Source organism: Pedobacter sp. (assembly GCF_040513095.1).
Taxonomy (GTDB): Bacteria; Bacteroidota; Bacteroidia; order Sphingobacteriales; family Sphingobacteriaceae; genus Pedobacter.
Genome location: NZ_JBEVDX010000164.1, coordinates 1 through 17,634 on the forward strand (window position 1 = coordinate 1; position 17,634 = coordinate 17,634).

The following is a 17,634-nucleotide window of genomic DNA, read 5'->3' on the forward strand; positions in this document are numbered from 1 at the left end:
CACAAAGTCACCATTGTTGTTTGCGCCTGATATTAAGCTATAACGTGTACCGCCGATTCCTGAATAACGAACCGCCACGGTTACACCATAAAATGATGGAAATGTGCCGTAAACCACAATTTTGTTTCTGAACTGGTTATCAGAATAAGTCATGTTGCTCAGGTTTCTCGGATCATCTTTCACCGGAAGGGACAGCGTTGCCGAGTTGGCTACGTTACCATTGTATGAAGTATTATCTTTTGTATCATTCCAGGTATAACTTGCAGTAATTTCACCATCCTTAAAGTATCTCCAGGTTGCATCAAGAACAACGGCAAACTGGTTTACTTTACCTTTACTGTTTAGCTCCAGCACACGGCCAAAGCTATTGCTGATACGGCCGGTTTTCCAGTCGGGAGAACCATTGCTTGGCATAGTCGGTACAAAGACACCACGGTTGTCTTCATTAGGCAAGGTAAAAAAAGCATTTGCGGCCATGTTTCTGTCAACATACATGTAGTTGTTTCTTCCCAATGTGGCATAACCGGTAACACCCACTTTTAGTGAACTGGTGATTAATTTACTGTAGGATAAGTTGGCTTTATATACTACCGGGATTTTTGCATCTTCTGCATAGGTATTAATGGTTGGTAATTGCAGGGCTGCCAATGTTGGAGCTGTAGCAGTACCGTTTCTGTATCCTGCAAAGTTTGGTGTAGGAACGTCGTTGTTAATTACATCTACTGTTGCAAGGTGTGTACCATCGAAAGTTAAGTTGTTGATAGTAACATAATTGTTTACGTCAGATCCAAAGATACCAGCTCCAAAACGTACAAAGTCAGTCCTGTTTTCGTTGATATCCCAGTCAAACTGGATCCTTGGCTGTACCAGGAATTGTTTCAACTTGTTGTCAGTTCTTACTCCAACTTCATCCAGCAATTTCTGATTGAGCGGGGAGGTTGGGTATGCACTGTAATCAACACGCAGGCCTCCTGTGAAATCCAGGCCCGGAGCTAATTTAGTTTGCATCTGTCCATATAACGCTGCATTCCAGATTCCTGCTCTTACCGTAGGATCAGCTACCAGAGGAACCTCGCGGTAATATCTGTTTGGAGTCAGGTTATTAAAGTTGTCAAGTGATGAACCTGCCGCTGAGTTTGTAAACTCGAATCTTCCGTTAACCTCGCTGCCATACAGTGATTTAGCACGTGTATACATTACGTCCGCACCAAAAGTAAAGTTGATTTTATCAGTGTTGTAATACAGGTTATCTACCAGCTGGAATACATTGTTGGTAAATCCTTCCTGACCAAAACGGTGGCCACCGATCTGAATTGCAGTCGCAGCTGTTGAACCGTCAGCCAATGTTGATTGAACGTTGTTCACGATAGCTCTTGGAATGGAAAATCCAAGCTCATCGTTTTGTGTACTTGCCTGGAAAGTATACAAGTGCTGTACTTTTAACTCATTGGTGATTTTAGGGGTAATAGTGGAACGTAATGTCGCCAGTAAACTGTTATCAACGTTCTTATCATTACCGTAACTTTCATAAAGGTTGATCGCAGTATTGTCCGCCAGGCCCAGCGGGTTTCTGTCATTCGTGTAGTTATCACGAACCGTTAATAAGTTGCGGTCGTTAATTTGCCAGTCGATACGGGCAAATGCTGCGTCACTGCCACGGTTCTTGTCGAACGTACCGTACTGAGGAGTGTTTGCAACTCCGTATTTAGCACGGGCGATATCAAGAAATCTGGATAAAGTACTGTTGGTAACCCTGAACCTTGCTTCATCTTCAGCACCGTTTATATCCGCGATGATCAGTGGACGTGATTCTTTCTGGTGGTCTAAACCGATGAAATAATGCAGTTTATCTTTGATAATCGGACCACCTAAAGTAAATCCGTACTGATAAGTAGAGAAGTCGTTATCACGTTTGATACCTCTGATGTCATATGGACTAGATAACCAGTCTGCTCTTCCGTACATAAATGCACTTCCGCTAACAGTGTTGGTTCCTGATTTGGTAACAGCTGTTACTGAACCACCACCAGCTCTACCGTAAGTAACATCATATTGGTTAGTTACTACCTTAAACTCACGAACTGCTTCTATAGATATAGAATAAGGTGCACCACTACGGCTGGTTGTACTTCCTGAGGAGGTCGGGTTTTTAGCGTTCATACCATCAATCGTATAGTTGGTAGATGATGCCAGCTGACCTGAGATACCACTGCCGCGGCTCAATGGCGATAGATCCATTAAGTTAGAGAAGTTACGCCCGTTGATCGGCAGCTGGTTCATCGTTTTAGCGGAAATTTCAGTAGATGCACCAAAGTTTTTCACTTTGTTCTGAAGACCTGTACCTACTACTTCAACTGCTTTTAAGTTTTGTGAAGCTTCCAGCATTTCTGCATTCGCTCTTACCGCATCACCAAAGTTGAGCATCAAAACTGACATGGTTTGTTCGCCATAGCCCATATATATCACTTTTACAGCATAGGGGCCACCCAAAGGAAGCTCCTTAAAAGTATACTTACCTTCTTTATCAGTTACAGTTCTGGTGGTAAAACCAGTAGCACTGTTTCTTGCCTGCACAGAGGCTCCGGGAATAGGTTTTTTGGACTGGTCAGTAATAACTCCAAAAATGGATGCTTGAGTAGTTTGGGCAGAAACAGGGTTCTTCAGGCCGAAACACAGCAAGACTACTATTATCAGTAGATTTCGTATCATAATTATTTGTTAAATTGGTTACGATGCGAAGATGTTGCTTTAGTGTTAAGAAGATTCGGTATTTATATTAAGAAATGAATTAGTCGCATATTTCTGGTGTCTTATCTCGTATTATAGTAGTCTTATCGCGTTTATCCAGCGGGCACAGCAATGCTGATGCCTTAAAGATATCGTTCCAACACAAATAAGAGGACAAGAACATCGTGTTTTACAAAAGCAATCCGCAGTAATCTTAAAGCTTTTCTCATGTGCTGTTCTACAGTGTTTTCTGAGATCAATAATTGTTCTGCCACCTGTTTATTACTTAGCGACTCTTGTCTGCGAAGCTGAAAGACCTTGCGGCATTGATCCGGAAGTTTTTCAATTTCTGTGTTCAGTAGCCTTTCCAGTTCACGCGTCTCGATCAATGATTGTGTATGTTCATCCGCTTCACTATAACTATGTTTCAAAAGATTCTGGTAGCGCTGTTGTACCAGGTTGCGGCGGTGAAGACTGAGGATCTTATTTTTTAAAATAATATACAAAAAGGCCATTGGTGTAGTCATTTTACCTACTGACACCTTACTGTTGTAAAAAGAAATGAAAGTATCCTGCACCAGTTCTTCTGCCAGTTCCCTGTCCCGGGTTTTATCCAGGGCTATAGCCAGCAAATTAAGGCTGTACCTTCGGTATAAAGTTTCAAAGGCATCAGTACTGCCATCCTGCCAGAGCTGAATGAGCTGAAGATCTGTAATGCTGTCTTGTGGTTTGATAAGTTTGATATTTGGTTAAGGCTAATGTAGTTAACCTGTTTCGAAAAAAAAAATTAATATTGAGTAACGGCTGGCCCTGACTAGAGCGTATTACCTATACAACCAAGTATAAATATTGTGAAAAAGCCAACAAAGATTCAGCGCATAGCCACGCTATTGAATGGTTTGCAGAAACGTAAGATTTCGGTCAGGGAACAGGCAGAGCTTGATGAGTGGTTTCATTCATTAAAAGTGGATCCCCTGGAATTTAAGAACTGGGTAGAGGAATCTGGCGGAGAAGAACAATTTTCAGAAAAACTCTTTAAACGCTTTAATCAAAAACTTGCCAGAGAGCAGAAAACAAAAAGATATTTTTATTACGGCATTGCTGCATCCTTACTGCTGATGTTTTCTGTCGCCTTTCTTTTTCAGAATGATCATGCGGCTGATTCGGTTCAACAAACTTCAAACCTCGCAAAGAATACCACTGCCCCAGGCGGAAACCGTGCAATTCTCACCATCGGTAACGGTGAGCAGCTTAGCCTCAATGATCAGCCACTGGGTTACGTTGGCAACCAGGCCGGTACGCAAATTTATAAATCTGCCAGCGGCAAACTGGTGTACAACACAAATACTAACCATAGTAAACCTGTGTATAACACGCTTGCAACTCCCCGTGCCGGTCAGTATGAAGTGGCATTGCCAGACGGTACAAGGGTATGGCTCAATGCAGAATCGAGTCTCCGCTATCCAACATCCTTTGCAGGTAAATACCGGAAAGTAGAACTTACAGGTGAGGCCTATTTCGAAGTTGCACATAACCGTACAATGCCCTTTAAAGTAACCACAGCAAACCAGGAAATTACGGTGCTGGGTACTCATTTCAATATCAAAGGATACAAAGATGAGGCTATTGTCTCTACTACTCTGCTTGAAGGTAGTGTAAAAGTAAGTAACCAGCTTTCAGGAAAGACCCAGTTGCTTGCTCCTGGCAGACAGTCAACCGTTGCCAGAAGCAGCGGTGAAATTGAAATCCATCAGGTAGCTGTGGACCAGGTAATGGCCTGGAAAAATGGCTATTTTATTTTTGAAAATGAGGATATTCAGGTGATTATGAAACTGATCAGCCGCTGGTATGATGTAGATGTTACCTATAAAAACGCAGCGCAGGTGCGCCTGGGCGGAACGTTCTCCAAATCCTCAGATCTGGCAGCCCTGCTTAAAAGCTTTGAACTGATCAGTAATCTCAAATTTGATGTCAAGGGAAGGAGGGTGACAGTGACAGATTAAATTTTTTTAGCCCGTTTGGCAATCGATTGCCATGGCTGAAAAAGGTTGAATAACAACATCGCCCTAAAAAATCAGGGAGTCTTGCAGGACCCCCCGATGATTGTCTCCGGAGAGACAAATTAGGAAATCCAGTATAATTCTAACATCAACTCAAATTAACCTAAGTAACCAAATGTATAAAAAAAATGCTGAATCTAGAATCAGGCATAAGAGCAACCTTTTGTCACAAATTTTACTAAGGATGAAGTTCACTTTTGTCTTGCTCGCCCTCACTGTACTACAGCTGAAGGCCTCAATTTTTGCGCAAAAAATATCACTCTCTGTCAGGGATGCGTCCTTAACGGAAGTAATTTCCGAAATCAGAAAACAAACCAAAGTCAACATATTATATAACAGCAGCCTCTCTACCAAACTTAAACCCATTACGATCAGCGTAAAGGATGAGGACTTAAAAAAGGTGCTGGATATCTGTTTGAAAAACCAGCCCTTATCTTATCAGATATTAAAAGACAATATTGTCATTACCCTTAAAAATGAGGATGTCCAACCCGGCAAGCCAGAAACAGCTGTGCGCGCAAAAGATGTTCAGGTAAGTGGTAAAGTTACCGATGAAAAAGGCGAACCCATTCCTGGTGCAACAATTAAAGTGAAGAACGCTCAGGGAACAGCTATCTCTGATGGTTCCGGTAATTTCAAGATCACTGTACCGGAAGATGCTATATTGGTTTTTTCCTTCGTCGGATATAAACCTCAGGAAATACCTGTCAAAGGCAGAACTACAATATCCGTTAGTCTGATAATGCAGGATAACAGCCTGAATGACATCGTAGTAGTAGGTTATGGTACCCAAAAGCAAAAGGATGTAACAGGTGCAGTAAGTGCCTTGACCTCCGAAAATTTCAATAAAGGGGCATCGCTATCTCCCCAGGCCTTACTGCAGGGAAAAATTGCCGGTGTAAATGTTGCGCAGAACAGCGGCAAGCCTGGAACGTCAAATACAGTACGGATCAGGGGAGGTACTTCACTGACTGGTTCCAATGATCCTTTATATGTAATTGATGGCGTTCCGATCTCAACCAGTGCAGGTTTAGGCCAGGCTTCAATCCGGGGAACTGGAACTGACGTGTTCGATCAGGAACCAATTAACCCCTTGCAAACACTCAATCCAAATGATATTGAATCGATCACTGTGCTCAAAGATGCTTCTGCTACCGCGATATATGGTTCCAGAGGTGCAAATGGTGTGATCGTTATCACTACTAAAAACGGTAAAGCAGGGAAACCAATGGTTTCCTACAATGGACAAATCAGCGTAGCACAGGTAGCCAAAAAATTGCAGGTTTTAAATGCAGATGAATACCGGAGCCTTGTCACTTCACTTAATTTACCACTCACCGACAGGGGGGCAAATACCAACTGGCAGGATGAAATTTTCAGGACCTCATTTAGTAATGACCACAGTGTTTCACTGTCAGGAGGTTCGGAACAAACACTTTACCGCACATCATTCGGTTATGGAAACCAACAGGGTATCGTTCTCAATTCCAACCTGCAACAGGCCAATGTTCAAACCAATATTACGCATACTGCACTGAATAACAGGTTAAAATTCGACCTCAAGCTAAATTACGGACAGAATAAATCAAATACAGCTCCAATTTCAAATACAGTAGGCGGAGAATCCGGTACGAGTATGAACTACGAGGCCTATGTATTTAATCCTACCTATCCCGTTTTTGACGCCAATGGCAATTATAACCACGTGCCACCCTTCAGGATCAACCCGGTCTCTTTTTCTACAGATGTACAGGATCAGAAAACCAATCAGCGTCTGCTTGGAAACCTGCAGACATCCTACAAAATCATCGAACCGCTCAGTGTAAATGTAAGCCTGGGTTATACCCGGCAGACTACCGACCGTAATTCATACATCGATAAGGACAACCCGATAGGAAATGGATTTAACGGCTACACGAGCGTACAGAAGTTTTTCGATTACAGTAAACTGATGGAAACTGTATTCCGCTTTAATAAAACCTTTGGCAAACATTCAATTGATGCGATCGGCGGATACTCATACCAGTATTTCTATGGCGAAAGCGACAGGATTATCGCATCGGGCTTTTTGTCTGATGAGTTCAAATGGTATTCCCTTGCAGGTGCCAGCACCATCAACCAGATCACAAGCGGGGCTGAAAGCAATACGCTGATCTCTATGTATAGCCGTGTCAATTATAATTACGACAGCCGGTTTCTGTTCACAGGAACTGTGAGGAGGGATGGTTCCAGCCGCTTTGGTGCACTGCATAAATGGGGATATTTCCCCTCAGGATCTGTAGCCTGGCGTATTTCACAGGAGGAATTCTTTAAGGTAAAGGCCATCTCTGATCTGAAATTACGGGTAAGTTATGGTGTAACAGGTAACCAGGAAATCGGTAACTTAAACTCCATTACCACATTGGGGCCAAGCAACAACGGTTATATTATCGGTGGGCAGAGGGTCACAGTAGTATTGCCTCAGCAGTTCGCTAATCCCGACTTAAAATGGGAAACAACCTCACAGCTGAATGTAGGACTCAACTTTGGTTTCTTCAACAACAGGCTGCATGGAAGTTTCGATTACTACAAGAAGAAAACTTCAGATCTGTTACTCAGGATCGCAGTGCCACAGCCTGCCGTTGTGAGCACTCAGATTGCCAATGTGGGCAGTGTAGAAAACAAGGGGATTGAACTTGAGCTCGGTGGAACAGCCATTACCCAAGGTAAGTTTTCCTGGGATGCAAGTCTGAACTTCAGCAGAAACATCAACAAGGTGCTGAGCTTATCCAATGACCTATACAAAGGCAGTAATATCCAGCAGGCACCATTGCAGGGAACTGTAGCCTCAGGCGCTTATGCGCAGCTGATCATGCCGGGATATCCACTGGGAACATATTTTGGAAGGAAATTTACTGGAATCAATGCCGCAGGTCTCGAAACTTATGATCCCGCCGGGAACATGGTGCTGGGCAGTGCTCAACCTAAATTCACTTACGGTACCAGCCATAACCTGAGTTATGGTGCATGGACTTTGGGACTGAACCTCAGAGGCGTTTATGGTAACCTGATTTACAATGGTACCGCCAATAACCTGGGTTATAAAAACAATTTGCCGGGAAGAAATGCCCTGCAGTCAGCAATCAATGACGGGGTTTCCATCAACCAGCCGAAAGCTTTTTCCTCGCGCTGGCTGGAAAGCGGATCCTTCCTGCGTCTGGACAATGCCACTATCGCTTATACGGTTCCGGTTAAAAGCAAAAACATTCAAAACCTGAGGATATTTGTAACGGGGCAAAATCTCTTCGTCATTACAAAATACACAGGTCTGGATCCCGAAGTAAACGCAGAAGTTACCGCTTCAGGTACACCGCCACTGGGAATTGATTACCTGGGTTATCCAAGGTCGCGTACATACAGCCTTGGCGCCAGTATCAGCTTTCAATAATTCATCTATTTATAAAGAAGATCACCATGAACATATCATACAAAATAACATTTGCCTTTCTGATCAGCCTGCTGGCAACAGCATGCACAAAACTGGATGAGGAATCTTTCGGTCGTCTTTCTCCGGCAACATATTATCAGACCGAAGGCGAAGCAAATTCTTCTGTAGCAGGGATATATCAATCCTTACAGCAGGTACAGGGGGTATCAGCTCCCTGGACACTCTCCGAAGAAGGAACGGATGAATTTATCGTACCGGGAAGGGCAAGCGGAGGATGGTTCGACCAGAACAATATCGATATCATGCAGCACAATGTAAAAGCAGATAATCAGTCGGTTGCAAATGCCTGGACAAATATATTCTCCGAAATAGGGATTGCCAATGCAGTTTTGGAGAGCCTCAACGCATCTCCCGCAGTAGCTAATTTTAAGGTGCAGATAGCCGAGGCAAAAGCGTTGCGCGCCTATGGGTATTTCTATGCGATGGACTTTTGGGGCAATGTTCCATTGGTAACTGTAGGGAAGATTGAACAGAATAATTTACCGGCAACTACAGCAAGAGCAGACATCTTTAAATTTGTAGAGACAGAACTGCTGGCTGCAGTGGCTGATCTGCCGGCAACAAGCACCATCAATAAAGCCAGTTACTATCCGCGTTTAACAAAGGAAGCCGTGTATTCACTGCTGGCAATGATGTACCTCAATGCAGAAGTCTATACCGGTACCGCCCGCTGGAATGATGCAATTACTATGTCCAATAATGTCATCAATAGTGGTTCCTTTGCATTGGAAACAAATACTGTTGACAATTTTAAAGTGCTGAATGAGGGAAAAACTAAAGAAGTGATCTTTGCTTTTTCTATCGACCCGGCAAAAAACTCAGGGAGCAACGCTTATATGCTGTACAGCCAGCCGGCACTCGATCAAACCCGCTACAGTCTGCCCTTTGCGCCGGCGAATGGGTTCTCCACCCAAAAGGAAGCACTGGACAGATACGAAAGCGCAGACAGAAGAATCAACATGCTGCAATTTGGTCCTCAGTTTAAACTTGACGGCACACCACTCGTGGATAGCAAAGGCGTACAACTTAACCTTGTAAATTGTGTAAGCTTTACCGCGGCGGCTGATAATGAAGGATACCGCGTGCTGAAATATGTTCCTGATGGCGTAACATGGACCGGTCCATATGGCAATACCGATTATGTTCAAACCCGCTATGCAGATATATTGCTCAGCAAAGCCGAAGCCTCTTTCAGATCGGGCAATACAGGGGAGGCACTAACGCTGGTCAATCAGATACGGAACCGCAGTAATGCTACAAGTCTGAACACCCTCAGCCTGAAAAATCTGGAAGAAGAAAGGGCACGCGAGTTTTTATGGGAAGGCCACCGGAGAAGGGACATGATCAGGTTTGGGACCTATTTCAATACCACCTGGACATTTAAAACTTCTACAGATCCGGTAACCAAAGGTCTGTACCCTATACCTACCACCCAGCTTGCAACCAATCCTAAACTGAAACAAAATACGGGTTATTAACCGGGATATTAATATATTATACACGTCAGCTAACTTATACGAATGAAAAGATACTCCATATTAATTTTAGGGCTTATATACTCAGTTTTTGCCAAAGGCCAAAGCACCCAGTGGCTCACCGGCATTCGTGATACTTCCTATTCCAGCGCTGGAGACTACCGCAATAACCTTAAAAATTATCCTTTCATCAAACTGGTGATGCCACAGAAGTTTGCCAATGTGAAGGAAAAACCGGGTTTGGTATATGCTAAAACCGGGGAGCGCGAGCTGCACCTGGATGCTTTTCTGCCTGGAGATAAGAAGGGTGGCAAAACACCTGCAATATTGATTGTCCATGGTGGTGGATGGCGCTCGGGCGACCGCAGTCAGCATATCCCTCTGGCACAGCATCTCGCGGACAAGGGAATCGCAGCCTTCACCGTAGAATATCGTTTGTCAACCGAAGCATTATATCCCAATGCGGTTTTTGATGTGAAAGCTGCGGTAAGATGGCTTAAAGCAAATGCGAAAAGTCTTAATGTTGATACAGGCAAGGTTGCCCTGCTGGGATTCTCTGCCGGAGGCCAGCTGGCTGCGCTTGCAGGCGTTACTTCAGCAGTTAAAAAACTGGAGGGCGACTTTGGAAACGTTGGCTATTCAAGCAAAGTGAATGCTGTGATTGATATTGACGGAACATTATCTTTTGTGCATCCCGATTCATGGGAAACACAGAACCCCGGTACTTTTGGCGCTTCGGGCATGTGGTTTGGATATCCGCGAACGGAGCGGATTGATCTCTGGACCGAAGCTTCGCCCTTTACTTATGCCGGGCAGAACACCACGCCCTTTCTATTCCTGAACAGTTCGGTGGTACGCATGCATGCCGGGCGGGACGACTGGAAAAAGCAGATGGACCAGAAAGGGGTATACACCGAGATCGTCAATTTTAAGGACTCTCCGCATTCATTTTGCCTCTATGAGCCCTGGTTTGATCCGATGCTGGGCAATATTACTGCATTCATAGCTAAGGTTTTTAAATAATTCATAGATGAAACACAAACTAGCAAAACTTGGTCTTATAGCCATTCTTTTTGTCGCCGGGTTAACAGGTTTATCCGCCCGGGCGCAAACAAAGCTCATCCAGTTCAGGGTTGCCCAGGACGGATCCGCAGATTACAAAACCATTCAGGATGCAGTAAATGCGGTGCGGGACCATATGCAATACCGGGTATACATCTATGTGAAGGCTGGTACTTACCACGAAAAACTGGTGATCCCCCCGGCAAAGAAAAACATTGCGATCATAGGTGAGGACAAGGAACATACGGTTATCACTAATGCCGATTTCTCAGGAAAAGCTTATCCAGGTAAAGATTGGGCGGGAAATACCAAATACAGTACTTATACTTCCTTTACTGTTTTGGTGCAGGGCAATGACTGTGTGCTGGAAAACCTGACGATAGAGAATACCGCCGGGCAGGTAGGCCAGGCAGTTGCCCTCCATGTCGAAGCAGACCGCTTTGCCGCAAGAAACTGTTCAATTCTTGGCAATCAGGATACACTTTACACATCCAAGGATGGCAGGAACTACTTTGAGTCCTGTTTCATTTCAGGGACCACAGATTTCATCTTTGGGGAAGCCACTGTTGTGTTTGATCATTGTGTTATCAAAAGTATCAGCGATTCCTATATTACGGCTGCTTCCACCACCAAAGAACAGGAGTTTGGATATGTGTTGTTTGATTGTGAGTTGATTGCTGCGGAGGGAGCGAAAAAAGTGTACCTGGGCAGACCATGGCGCCCTTTTGCCAGAACGGTATTTATCAGGACGAAGATGGGCGCACATATCATTCCCGAAGGCTGGAACGCCTGGCCGGGTGATCCGCTGTTCGCAGATAAAGACAAAACTGCCTTTTATGCAGAGTACGAAAGTTCGGGGCCAGGAGGGCTTACAGCACAGCGCGTTCCCTGGGCCAAACAGCTTTCAAAAGGAGAGGTTAAAAAATACACGATAAAAAATATTTTCAGGGGATGGGTGCCTCAATTTAATAAGCTGTAGATGAAAAAAATACTTAACGAACTGTTCCTTACTGCATCAATTATTGCATTGTCTTCTGCTCTGGCAGTAGCGCAGGATTTCATGCCCCTGTATCCACAAAATAAAATACCAAATTCGAAAGGATCAAAGCGCGCGGACAGTATCGCAAATGAACGTGTTTACCGTGTGGCGACACCTGGTATGTACTGTTTTTTTCCTTCCAGTCAGGAGAATAAAGGCGCAGCAGTTATCATCTGCCCTGGCGGCGGCTATGAGCGTTTGGCCTATGTAATCAGTGGTACGCAGCTGGCGAAATGGTTCAATACCCTGGGTATTTCTGCATTTGTGCTCAACTACCGTTTACCCAATGATCCGGATTTGAAGGATCGCAGTGCTGCTCCGCTGCAGGATGCCCAGCGGGCAATAAAAGTAGTTCGTGCCAATGCAGCTAAATGGGGCATCAAGCCGGATAAAATTGGGATGCAGGGCTCCTCTGCCGGCGGCCATCTGGCTAGTCTGGCCGGAACGGCGAAAAGTGATATTGTTAAAATAGGCGATTCACTGGATGCAGTATCCCCCCGTCCCGATTTTATGATGCTGGTGTCCCCGGTCATCGACATGGGCGAATACGCACACAAGGGCAGCAGGAAAAACCTGTTGGGGGAGCCGGCAAAGCCGGATTTGCAGGCACAGTATTCTACGCAGCTGCTGGTTAGCACAAAAACCCCTGTATGTTTCATCGCAGACGCGTTTAACGATAAAACTGTCGATCCGCATAACAGCCTCCTGTTTTACAAAGCACTGCTGGAGAATAATGTGCCAGTCAGCTTTCATGTTTTTCCGCAGGGCGGGCATGCCATCGCATTGCGAAACAATCCAGGCTCTGCCAACCTCTGGACAGCACTGGCTGAACAATGGATGATCGAAATGGCGGTTATCCCTGAAACGCTTACCAAATGATATCAACAATTCTTATGAAAAGATACGCTACAAAACTAGTTATAACAGGGTTTACAGTACTAATGAGCAGCATGTTGCTGAAGGCGCAGCAGCCTGAATCAAAAACCTTTTCCTGGGAAAACCTACCTGTGATCAGTCGTCCGGTTTTTAAAAACGATACTACCATCATTCCCGCTGCGGGCACATCAGCCTTCGCCTTAAAGACCGCCATGATCCAGAAAGCAATTGATGATTGCAATAAGGGGGGCGGTGGAGTAGTCGTGATCCCTGCAGGAATGTGGGTTTCTGGTCCTATATACCTTAAAAGTAATGTTAACCTGCATCTTCTTCGTGGTGCAATGTTAACATTTACCAGAGATAAAAATCAGTATAAGATGGTCAGCGGAGACTATGAAGGTAAAAGTGCAGCCAGGAACGAATCACCTATCAACGGCAGTGATCTGAAAAATATAGCCATTACAGGGCAGGGCATTATTGATGGCAATGGCGATGTATGGCGTGCCGTGAACCAATCGCAGCTGACGCCCCCGCAATGGAAAGAAAAAATTGATGGCGGTGGTGTACTCAGCGATGACCGCAAAACCTGGTTTCCCAGCGTTCAGTTCAAAGATGCCCAGCAAAAAGGCAAAAGTATGCTGATTGCGCCGGGGCAGGACCTGTCAGCTTTTGCGGATATGAAAGATTTTCTGCGGCCTAATATGCTGGTACTAAAAAATTGTAAAAACGTATTGCTTGAAGGTGTCACCTTTCAAAATTCTGCAGCCTGGTGCCTGCATCCGATACTGTGCGAAGACCTTACAATTTCTGGTGTCACAGTGAAAAATCCTGCATATGCACAGAATGGAGATGGGATGGATATAGAATCCTGCAGAAGGTTCATCGTAGAAAACAGTGTGCTTGACGTAGGTGATGATGCGATATGTATCAAATCCGGCAAGGACGAAGAAGGAAGAAAAAGGGGTAAACCTACTGCTGAGGGGATCATCCGCGGCAACACTGTATACAGCGGTCACGGTGGTGTGGTGATCGGCAGTGAAATGAGCGGCGGGGCAAACAATATTTTTATTGAAAACTGCAGTTTTATAGGCACTGATAAAGGACTCCGGTTCAAGTCTACACGGGGTAGGGGTGGCATAGTTGAACACATCTTTGCCAGGAATATAGTGATGAAAGATATCGGTTCTGAAGCGATTTTCTTTGATATGTACTACTTTGTGAAATTTGCTACCGATGGAAAACGGGATGAAACACCAACAGTCAACGCAGGCACCCCCATCTTCAGGAATATGACCTTCAGTAATATCACCTGCGACGGTGCAAAGATCGCAGTATTTATCAGGGGATTACCGGAGATGAAGGTGCAGAATATACTGATTTCTGATTCCAGATTTCGTACTGACGAAAAGGTAAAACTGATCGATACCAGCAATGTACGCTTAGAGAGAATATATCTGGAGCCTGAAATACATCCATCCGTTTCTAATCACTAGCTGTTTTATTGTTACTAATAACTACTTGCCGAAAATGAATAAATCAATACTACTGGTACTGCTCATGGGTATTCCTCTAATGGGATATAATCAAAAGAAAACTGCTGTACCACTGGCACTTGCCAGCGAAATGGCTGCAACAATCATGCATAAATGGCCTGATTCCCTAAGCAATAAACCGGGTACTCCGGTACCCTGGTCGTACGACTTAGGGGTTTTCTTCGACGGTATGACGCGGATTTATGAACAGGACCATGATATGAAATATATCACCTATATGCGTCATATTATGGATCTGTTTATACGGGAGGATGGCACTATCGGACGTTACAACCCTTCAGATTATAATATTGATAATATCAAAAACGGGCGTACTTTGCTTTTCCTTTATAAAACTACCGGCCTTGATAAATATAAGAAAGCGGCCTCATTGCTGAGAAAGCAGCTGCTTATGCATCCTAGAACCGATGAAGGTGGTTTCTGGCATAAAAAGGTCTACCCTCATCAGATGTGGCTTGACGGTATTTATATGGGTGAGCCGTTTTATGCAGAATGGTCGTCCACGTTCCACGAAGATAATTTCGATGACATCGCCAGGCAGTTTACCATTCTTGAAAAACATGCCAGAGACCCTGAAACAGGATTACTTTACCATGGCTGGGATGAAGCTAAAAAACAAAAATGGGCGGATAAAACCACAGGCAATTCCCCTAACTTCTGGGGCAGGGCAATGGGCTGGTACGGGATGGCGCTTGTGGATGTGCTCGACTTCTTTCCAAAGAATCATCCTAAAAGAGCTGAACTGATCGCCATTTTGAATAGATATGTAGCAGCAATAAGAAAGGTGCAGCAGCCCGGTAACGGACTATGGTATCAGGTACTCGATAAATCTGACGAAAAAGGAAACTATCCCGAAGCTTCTGCATCATGCATGTTTGTCTATACAATGGCCAAAGCTTTAAACAATAACTATATCAGTCAGGAGTATCTTCCTGTGGTAAACAGAGGATTTGAAGGTATCAAAAAAGAGTTCCTGACTTATGATGGGGAGGGCAGGCTCCATCTGAAAGGAACAGTACAGGTGTCTGGTCTTGGTGGCACGCCATTCAGAAGCGGCACTGTACAGTATTACCTGAGTGAGCCCGTCATCACTGATGATGCAAAGGGCATGGGTGCATTTATTCTCTGCGCTACAGAAATAAGCCGCTTGCCGGCTTTAACAAAATCTGCTGCGGGACCATCAAAACTCATCAGCAGATATCCCTTTGGCAATACCAGACTGAGCTTTGAAAAACGCGTTGATGACCTGGTCGGGCGGCTTACCCTGGAGGAAAAGGTATCACAAATGCTTAACGCTGCACCGGCTATCCCAAGACTGGGCATCCCAGCACACGATTGGTGGAATGAGGTACTGCATGGAGTAGCCCGCACGCCATACAAAACAACCGTATTTCCGCAGGCTATCGCGATGGCGGCAACATTTGACCGGGATGCGCTTTTCAGGATGGCAGATTATTCTGCCCTTGAAGGAAGGGCGATTTATAATAAGGCAATCACTGATCAGAAAAGCGGGGCAAAATATCTTGGCCTCACTTACTGGACACCCAACATCAATATTTTCCGGGATCCACGCTGGGGCCGCGGACAGGAAACTTATGGGGAAGATCCTTTCCTGACAGCATCCCTGGGCGACTCATTTGTCCGTGGGCTGCAAGGGGATGATCCCCGTTATCTGAAGGCCGCGGCATGTGCGAAACATTATGCTGTACACAGCGGTCCGGAACCTGACAGGCATGTTTTTAATGCCGATGTCTCTGCATATGACCTTTGGGACACCTACCTGCCGGCATTTGAAAAACTAGTTGTGAAATCTAAAGTGGCAGGAGTGATGTGCGCATATAATGCCTTTCGCACGCAGCCATGTTGTGGCAGTGATATCTTAATGACCGATATTCTCCGCAGACAGTGGAATTTCAAGGGATATGTAACGTCGGATTGCGGAGCTATAGACGACTTTTATAAGCAGCATAAAACACATCCGGATGCGGCTGCAGCCGCCGCTGACGCGGTGATGCATGGTACAGATCTCGATTGTGGAAAGGAAGCCTATCTGGCACTGGTGCAGGCTGTGAAAAACGGAAGTATAACAGAAAAACAAATAGATATTTCGGTTAAAAGACTTTTCATGATCCGCTTCAGACTGGGATTATTTGATCCGGTTACTATGGTGAAATACGCGCAGACATCAATTAATGTTCTGGAGAGTCCTGAACATCGGCAGCACGCCCTCAAAATGGCTCGCGAATCAATGGTGTTGCTGCGAAATGAAAACAGCACGCTGCCGCTAAGTAAAAACCTGAAAAAGATTGTGGTATTAGGTCCAAATGCTGATAATTCGGTTTCGATCCTTGGAAATTACAATGGACATCCTTCTGAACTGACCACAGTGCTTGCAGGGATCAGGGAAAAGGTTGGCAAAAACTCAACCGTTATCTATGAAAAAGCAGTGAATTTTACTAATAACACGATTTTGGTACAAGGCGATACATCGAAAGGCACTGTTACAACCGATTTCGGTTTGCTGGTAGAAAAACACAAGGATGCTGATGCATTTATTTTTGTAGGCGGCATCGCACCACAGCTCGAAGGTGAACAAATGTCTGTCAATGAACAGGGCTTTATGGGCGGGGACAGGACTTCGATTATGCTGCCTGAGATACAAACTGCATTGATGAAAAAGCTGCAAGCTACGGGCAAAGCTGTAGTTTTTGTAATGATGACCGGAAGTGCAATTGCAATCCCCTGGGAGTCTGAACATATCCCTGCTATCCTTAACGCTTGGTATGGCGGACAAGCGGCAGGTAGTGCTGTTGCCGATATCCTGTTTGGCGACTACAATCCTTCCGGCCGTTTGCCGGTTACCTTCTACAGATCTGACAGTGATCTTACAGATTTTAAGGATTACAGCATGAAGAACAGAACCTACCGCTATTTTAAAGGCAAGCCCTTGTATGGGTTTGGGTACGGACTAAGTTATACAAGCTTTAAATACACGCAAAAGCCTTTCCCAAAAAGTGTGAGAAAGGGCGAAAAAATAGTTATCTCAGTACAGGTGACTAACAATGGAAATATCAGCGGAGAAGAAGTAGTCCAGCTATATCTTGTCAACCAAAACAAACAGATCAAAACTTCTCTCAAGGCGCTAAAAGGTTTTCAGAGAGTGTCCCTTGCAGCCGGTGAAACCAGGAGCATCAGATTTGTCCTGCCGCCTGAGGAACTCTGTTATGTAGACGCAGACGGGACGAAAAAATCAATCAGAGGAAATGTTCAGTTTTCAGTTGGCGGCAGCCAGCCGGATGAGCCCAATCCTACGAGTGGAAATCTGGTCAAGTCAATGGTCAGTATACTTTAGTCT

The 17,634-nt window shown here is 44.8% G+C and carries 10 protein-coding genes; 8 read left to right on the top strand and 2 right to left on the bottom strand.

Translation table 11 applies throughout. The annotated features are described in order from the left end of the window. On the bottom strand, window positions 1–2,709 hold a 2,709-nt coding region (locus ABWY16_RS18470; RefSeq protein ID WP_353906141.1), incomplete at its 3' end, for a TonB-dependent receptor. A 161-nt stretch (window positions 2,710–2,870) separates the two neighbouring features. Next, window positions 2,871–3,470, bottom strand: coding sequence for an RNA polymerase sigma-70 factor (locus tag ABWY16_RS18475; protein WP_353906162.1), 600 nt, complete (start codon window positions 3,468–3,470; stop codon window positions 2,871–2,873). Window positions 3,471–3,578: 108 nt separating this feature from the next. Between ABWY16_RS18475 and ABWY16_RS18480 the strand changes: the two genes are divergently transcribed. The 8 genes from ABWY16_RS18480 (at window position 3,579) to ABWY16_RS18515 (ending at window position 17,631) form a co-directional block, all read left to right on the top strand. Beyond that, entirely contained in the window at window positions 3,579–4,730 is a 1,152-nt protein-coding gene (locus tag ABWY16_RS18480; RefSeq protein ID WP_353906142.1) for a FecR family protein, read from the top strand. A gap of 241 nt (window positions 4,731–4,971) precedes the next feature. After that, window positions 4,972–8,214 carry a TonB-dependent receptor gene (locus ABWY16_RS18485; protein ID WP_353906143.1) on the top strand — a complete coding sequence of 1,081 codons (3,243 nt, stop codon included), beginning with the start codon at window positions 4,972–4,974 and terminating at the stop codon, window positions 8,212–8,214. A gap of 26 nt (window positions 8,215–8,240) precedes the next feature. Then, entirely contained in the window at window positions 8,241–9,752 is a 1,512-nt protein-coding gene (locus ABWY16_RS18490; RefSeq protein ID WP_353906144.1) for a RagB/SusD family nutrient uptake outer membrane protein, read from the top strand. A gap of 42 nt (window positions 9,753–9,794) precedes the next feature. Then, window positions 9,795–10,772 (top strand): alpha/beta hydrolase fold domain-containing protein, encoded by a 978-nt coding sequence (locus ABWY16_RS18495; RefSeq protein ID WP_353906145.1) that lies wholly within the window; start codon window positions 9,795–9,797, stop codon window positions 10,770–10,772. A 7-nt stretch (window positions 10,773–10,779) separates the two neighbouring features. After that, a complete protein-coding gene (locus ABWY16_RS18500; RefSeq protein WP_353906146.1) occupies window positions 10,780–11,790 on the top strand; it encodes a pectinesterase family protein in 1,011 nt (336 codons plus the stop codon). Beyond that, entirely contained in the window at window positions 11,791–12,729 is a 939-nt protein-coding gene (locus tag ABWY16_RS18505) for an alpha/beta hydrolase (RefSeq protein ID WP_353906147.1), read from the top strand. Between the two features lie 14 nt (window positions 12,730–12,743). Further along, window positions 12,744–14,219 (top strand): glycoside hydrolase family 28 protein, encoded by a 1,476-nt coding sequence (locus tag ABWY16_RS18510; RefSeq protein WP_353906148.1) that lies wholly within the window; start codon window positions 12,744–12,746, stop codon window positions 14,217–14,219. Window positions 14,220–14,253: 34 nt separating this feature from the next. Continuing rightward, window positions 14,254–17,631, top strand: a complete 3,378-nt coding sequence (locus ABWY16_RS18515) for a glycoside hydrolase family 88 protein (protein ID WP_353906149.1) — start codon at window positions 14,254–14,256, stop codon at window positions 17,629–17,631. Window positions 17,632–17,634: the final 3 nt, after the last annotated feature.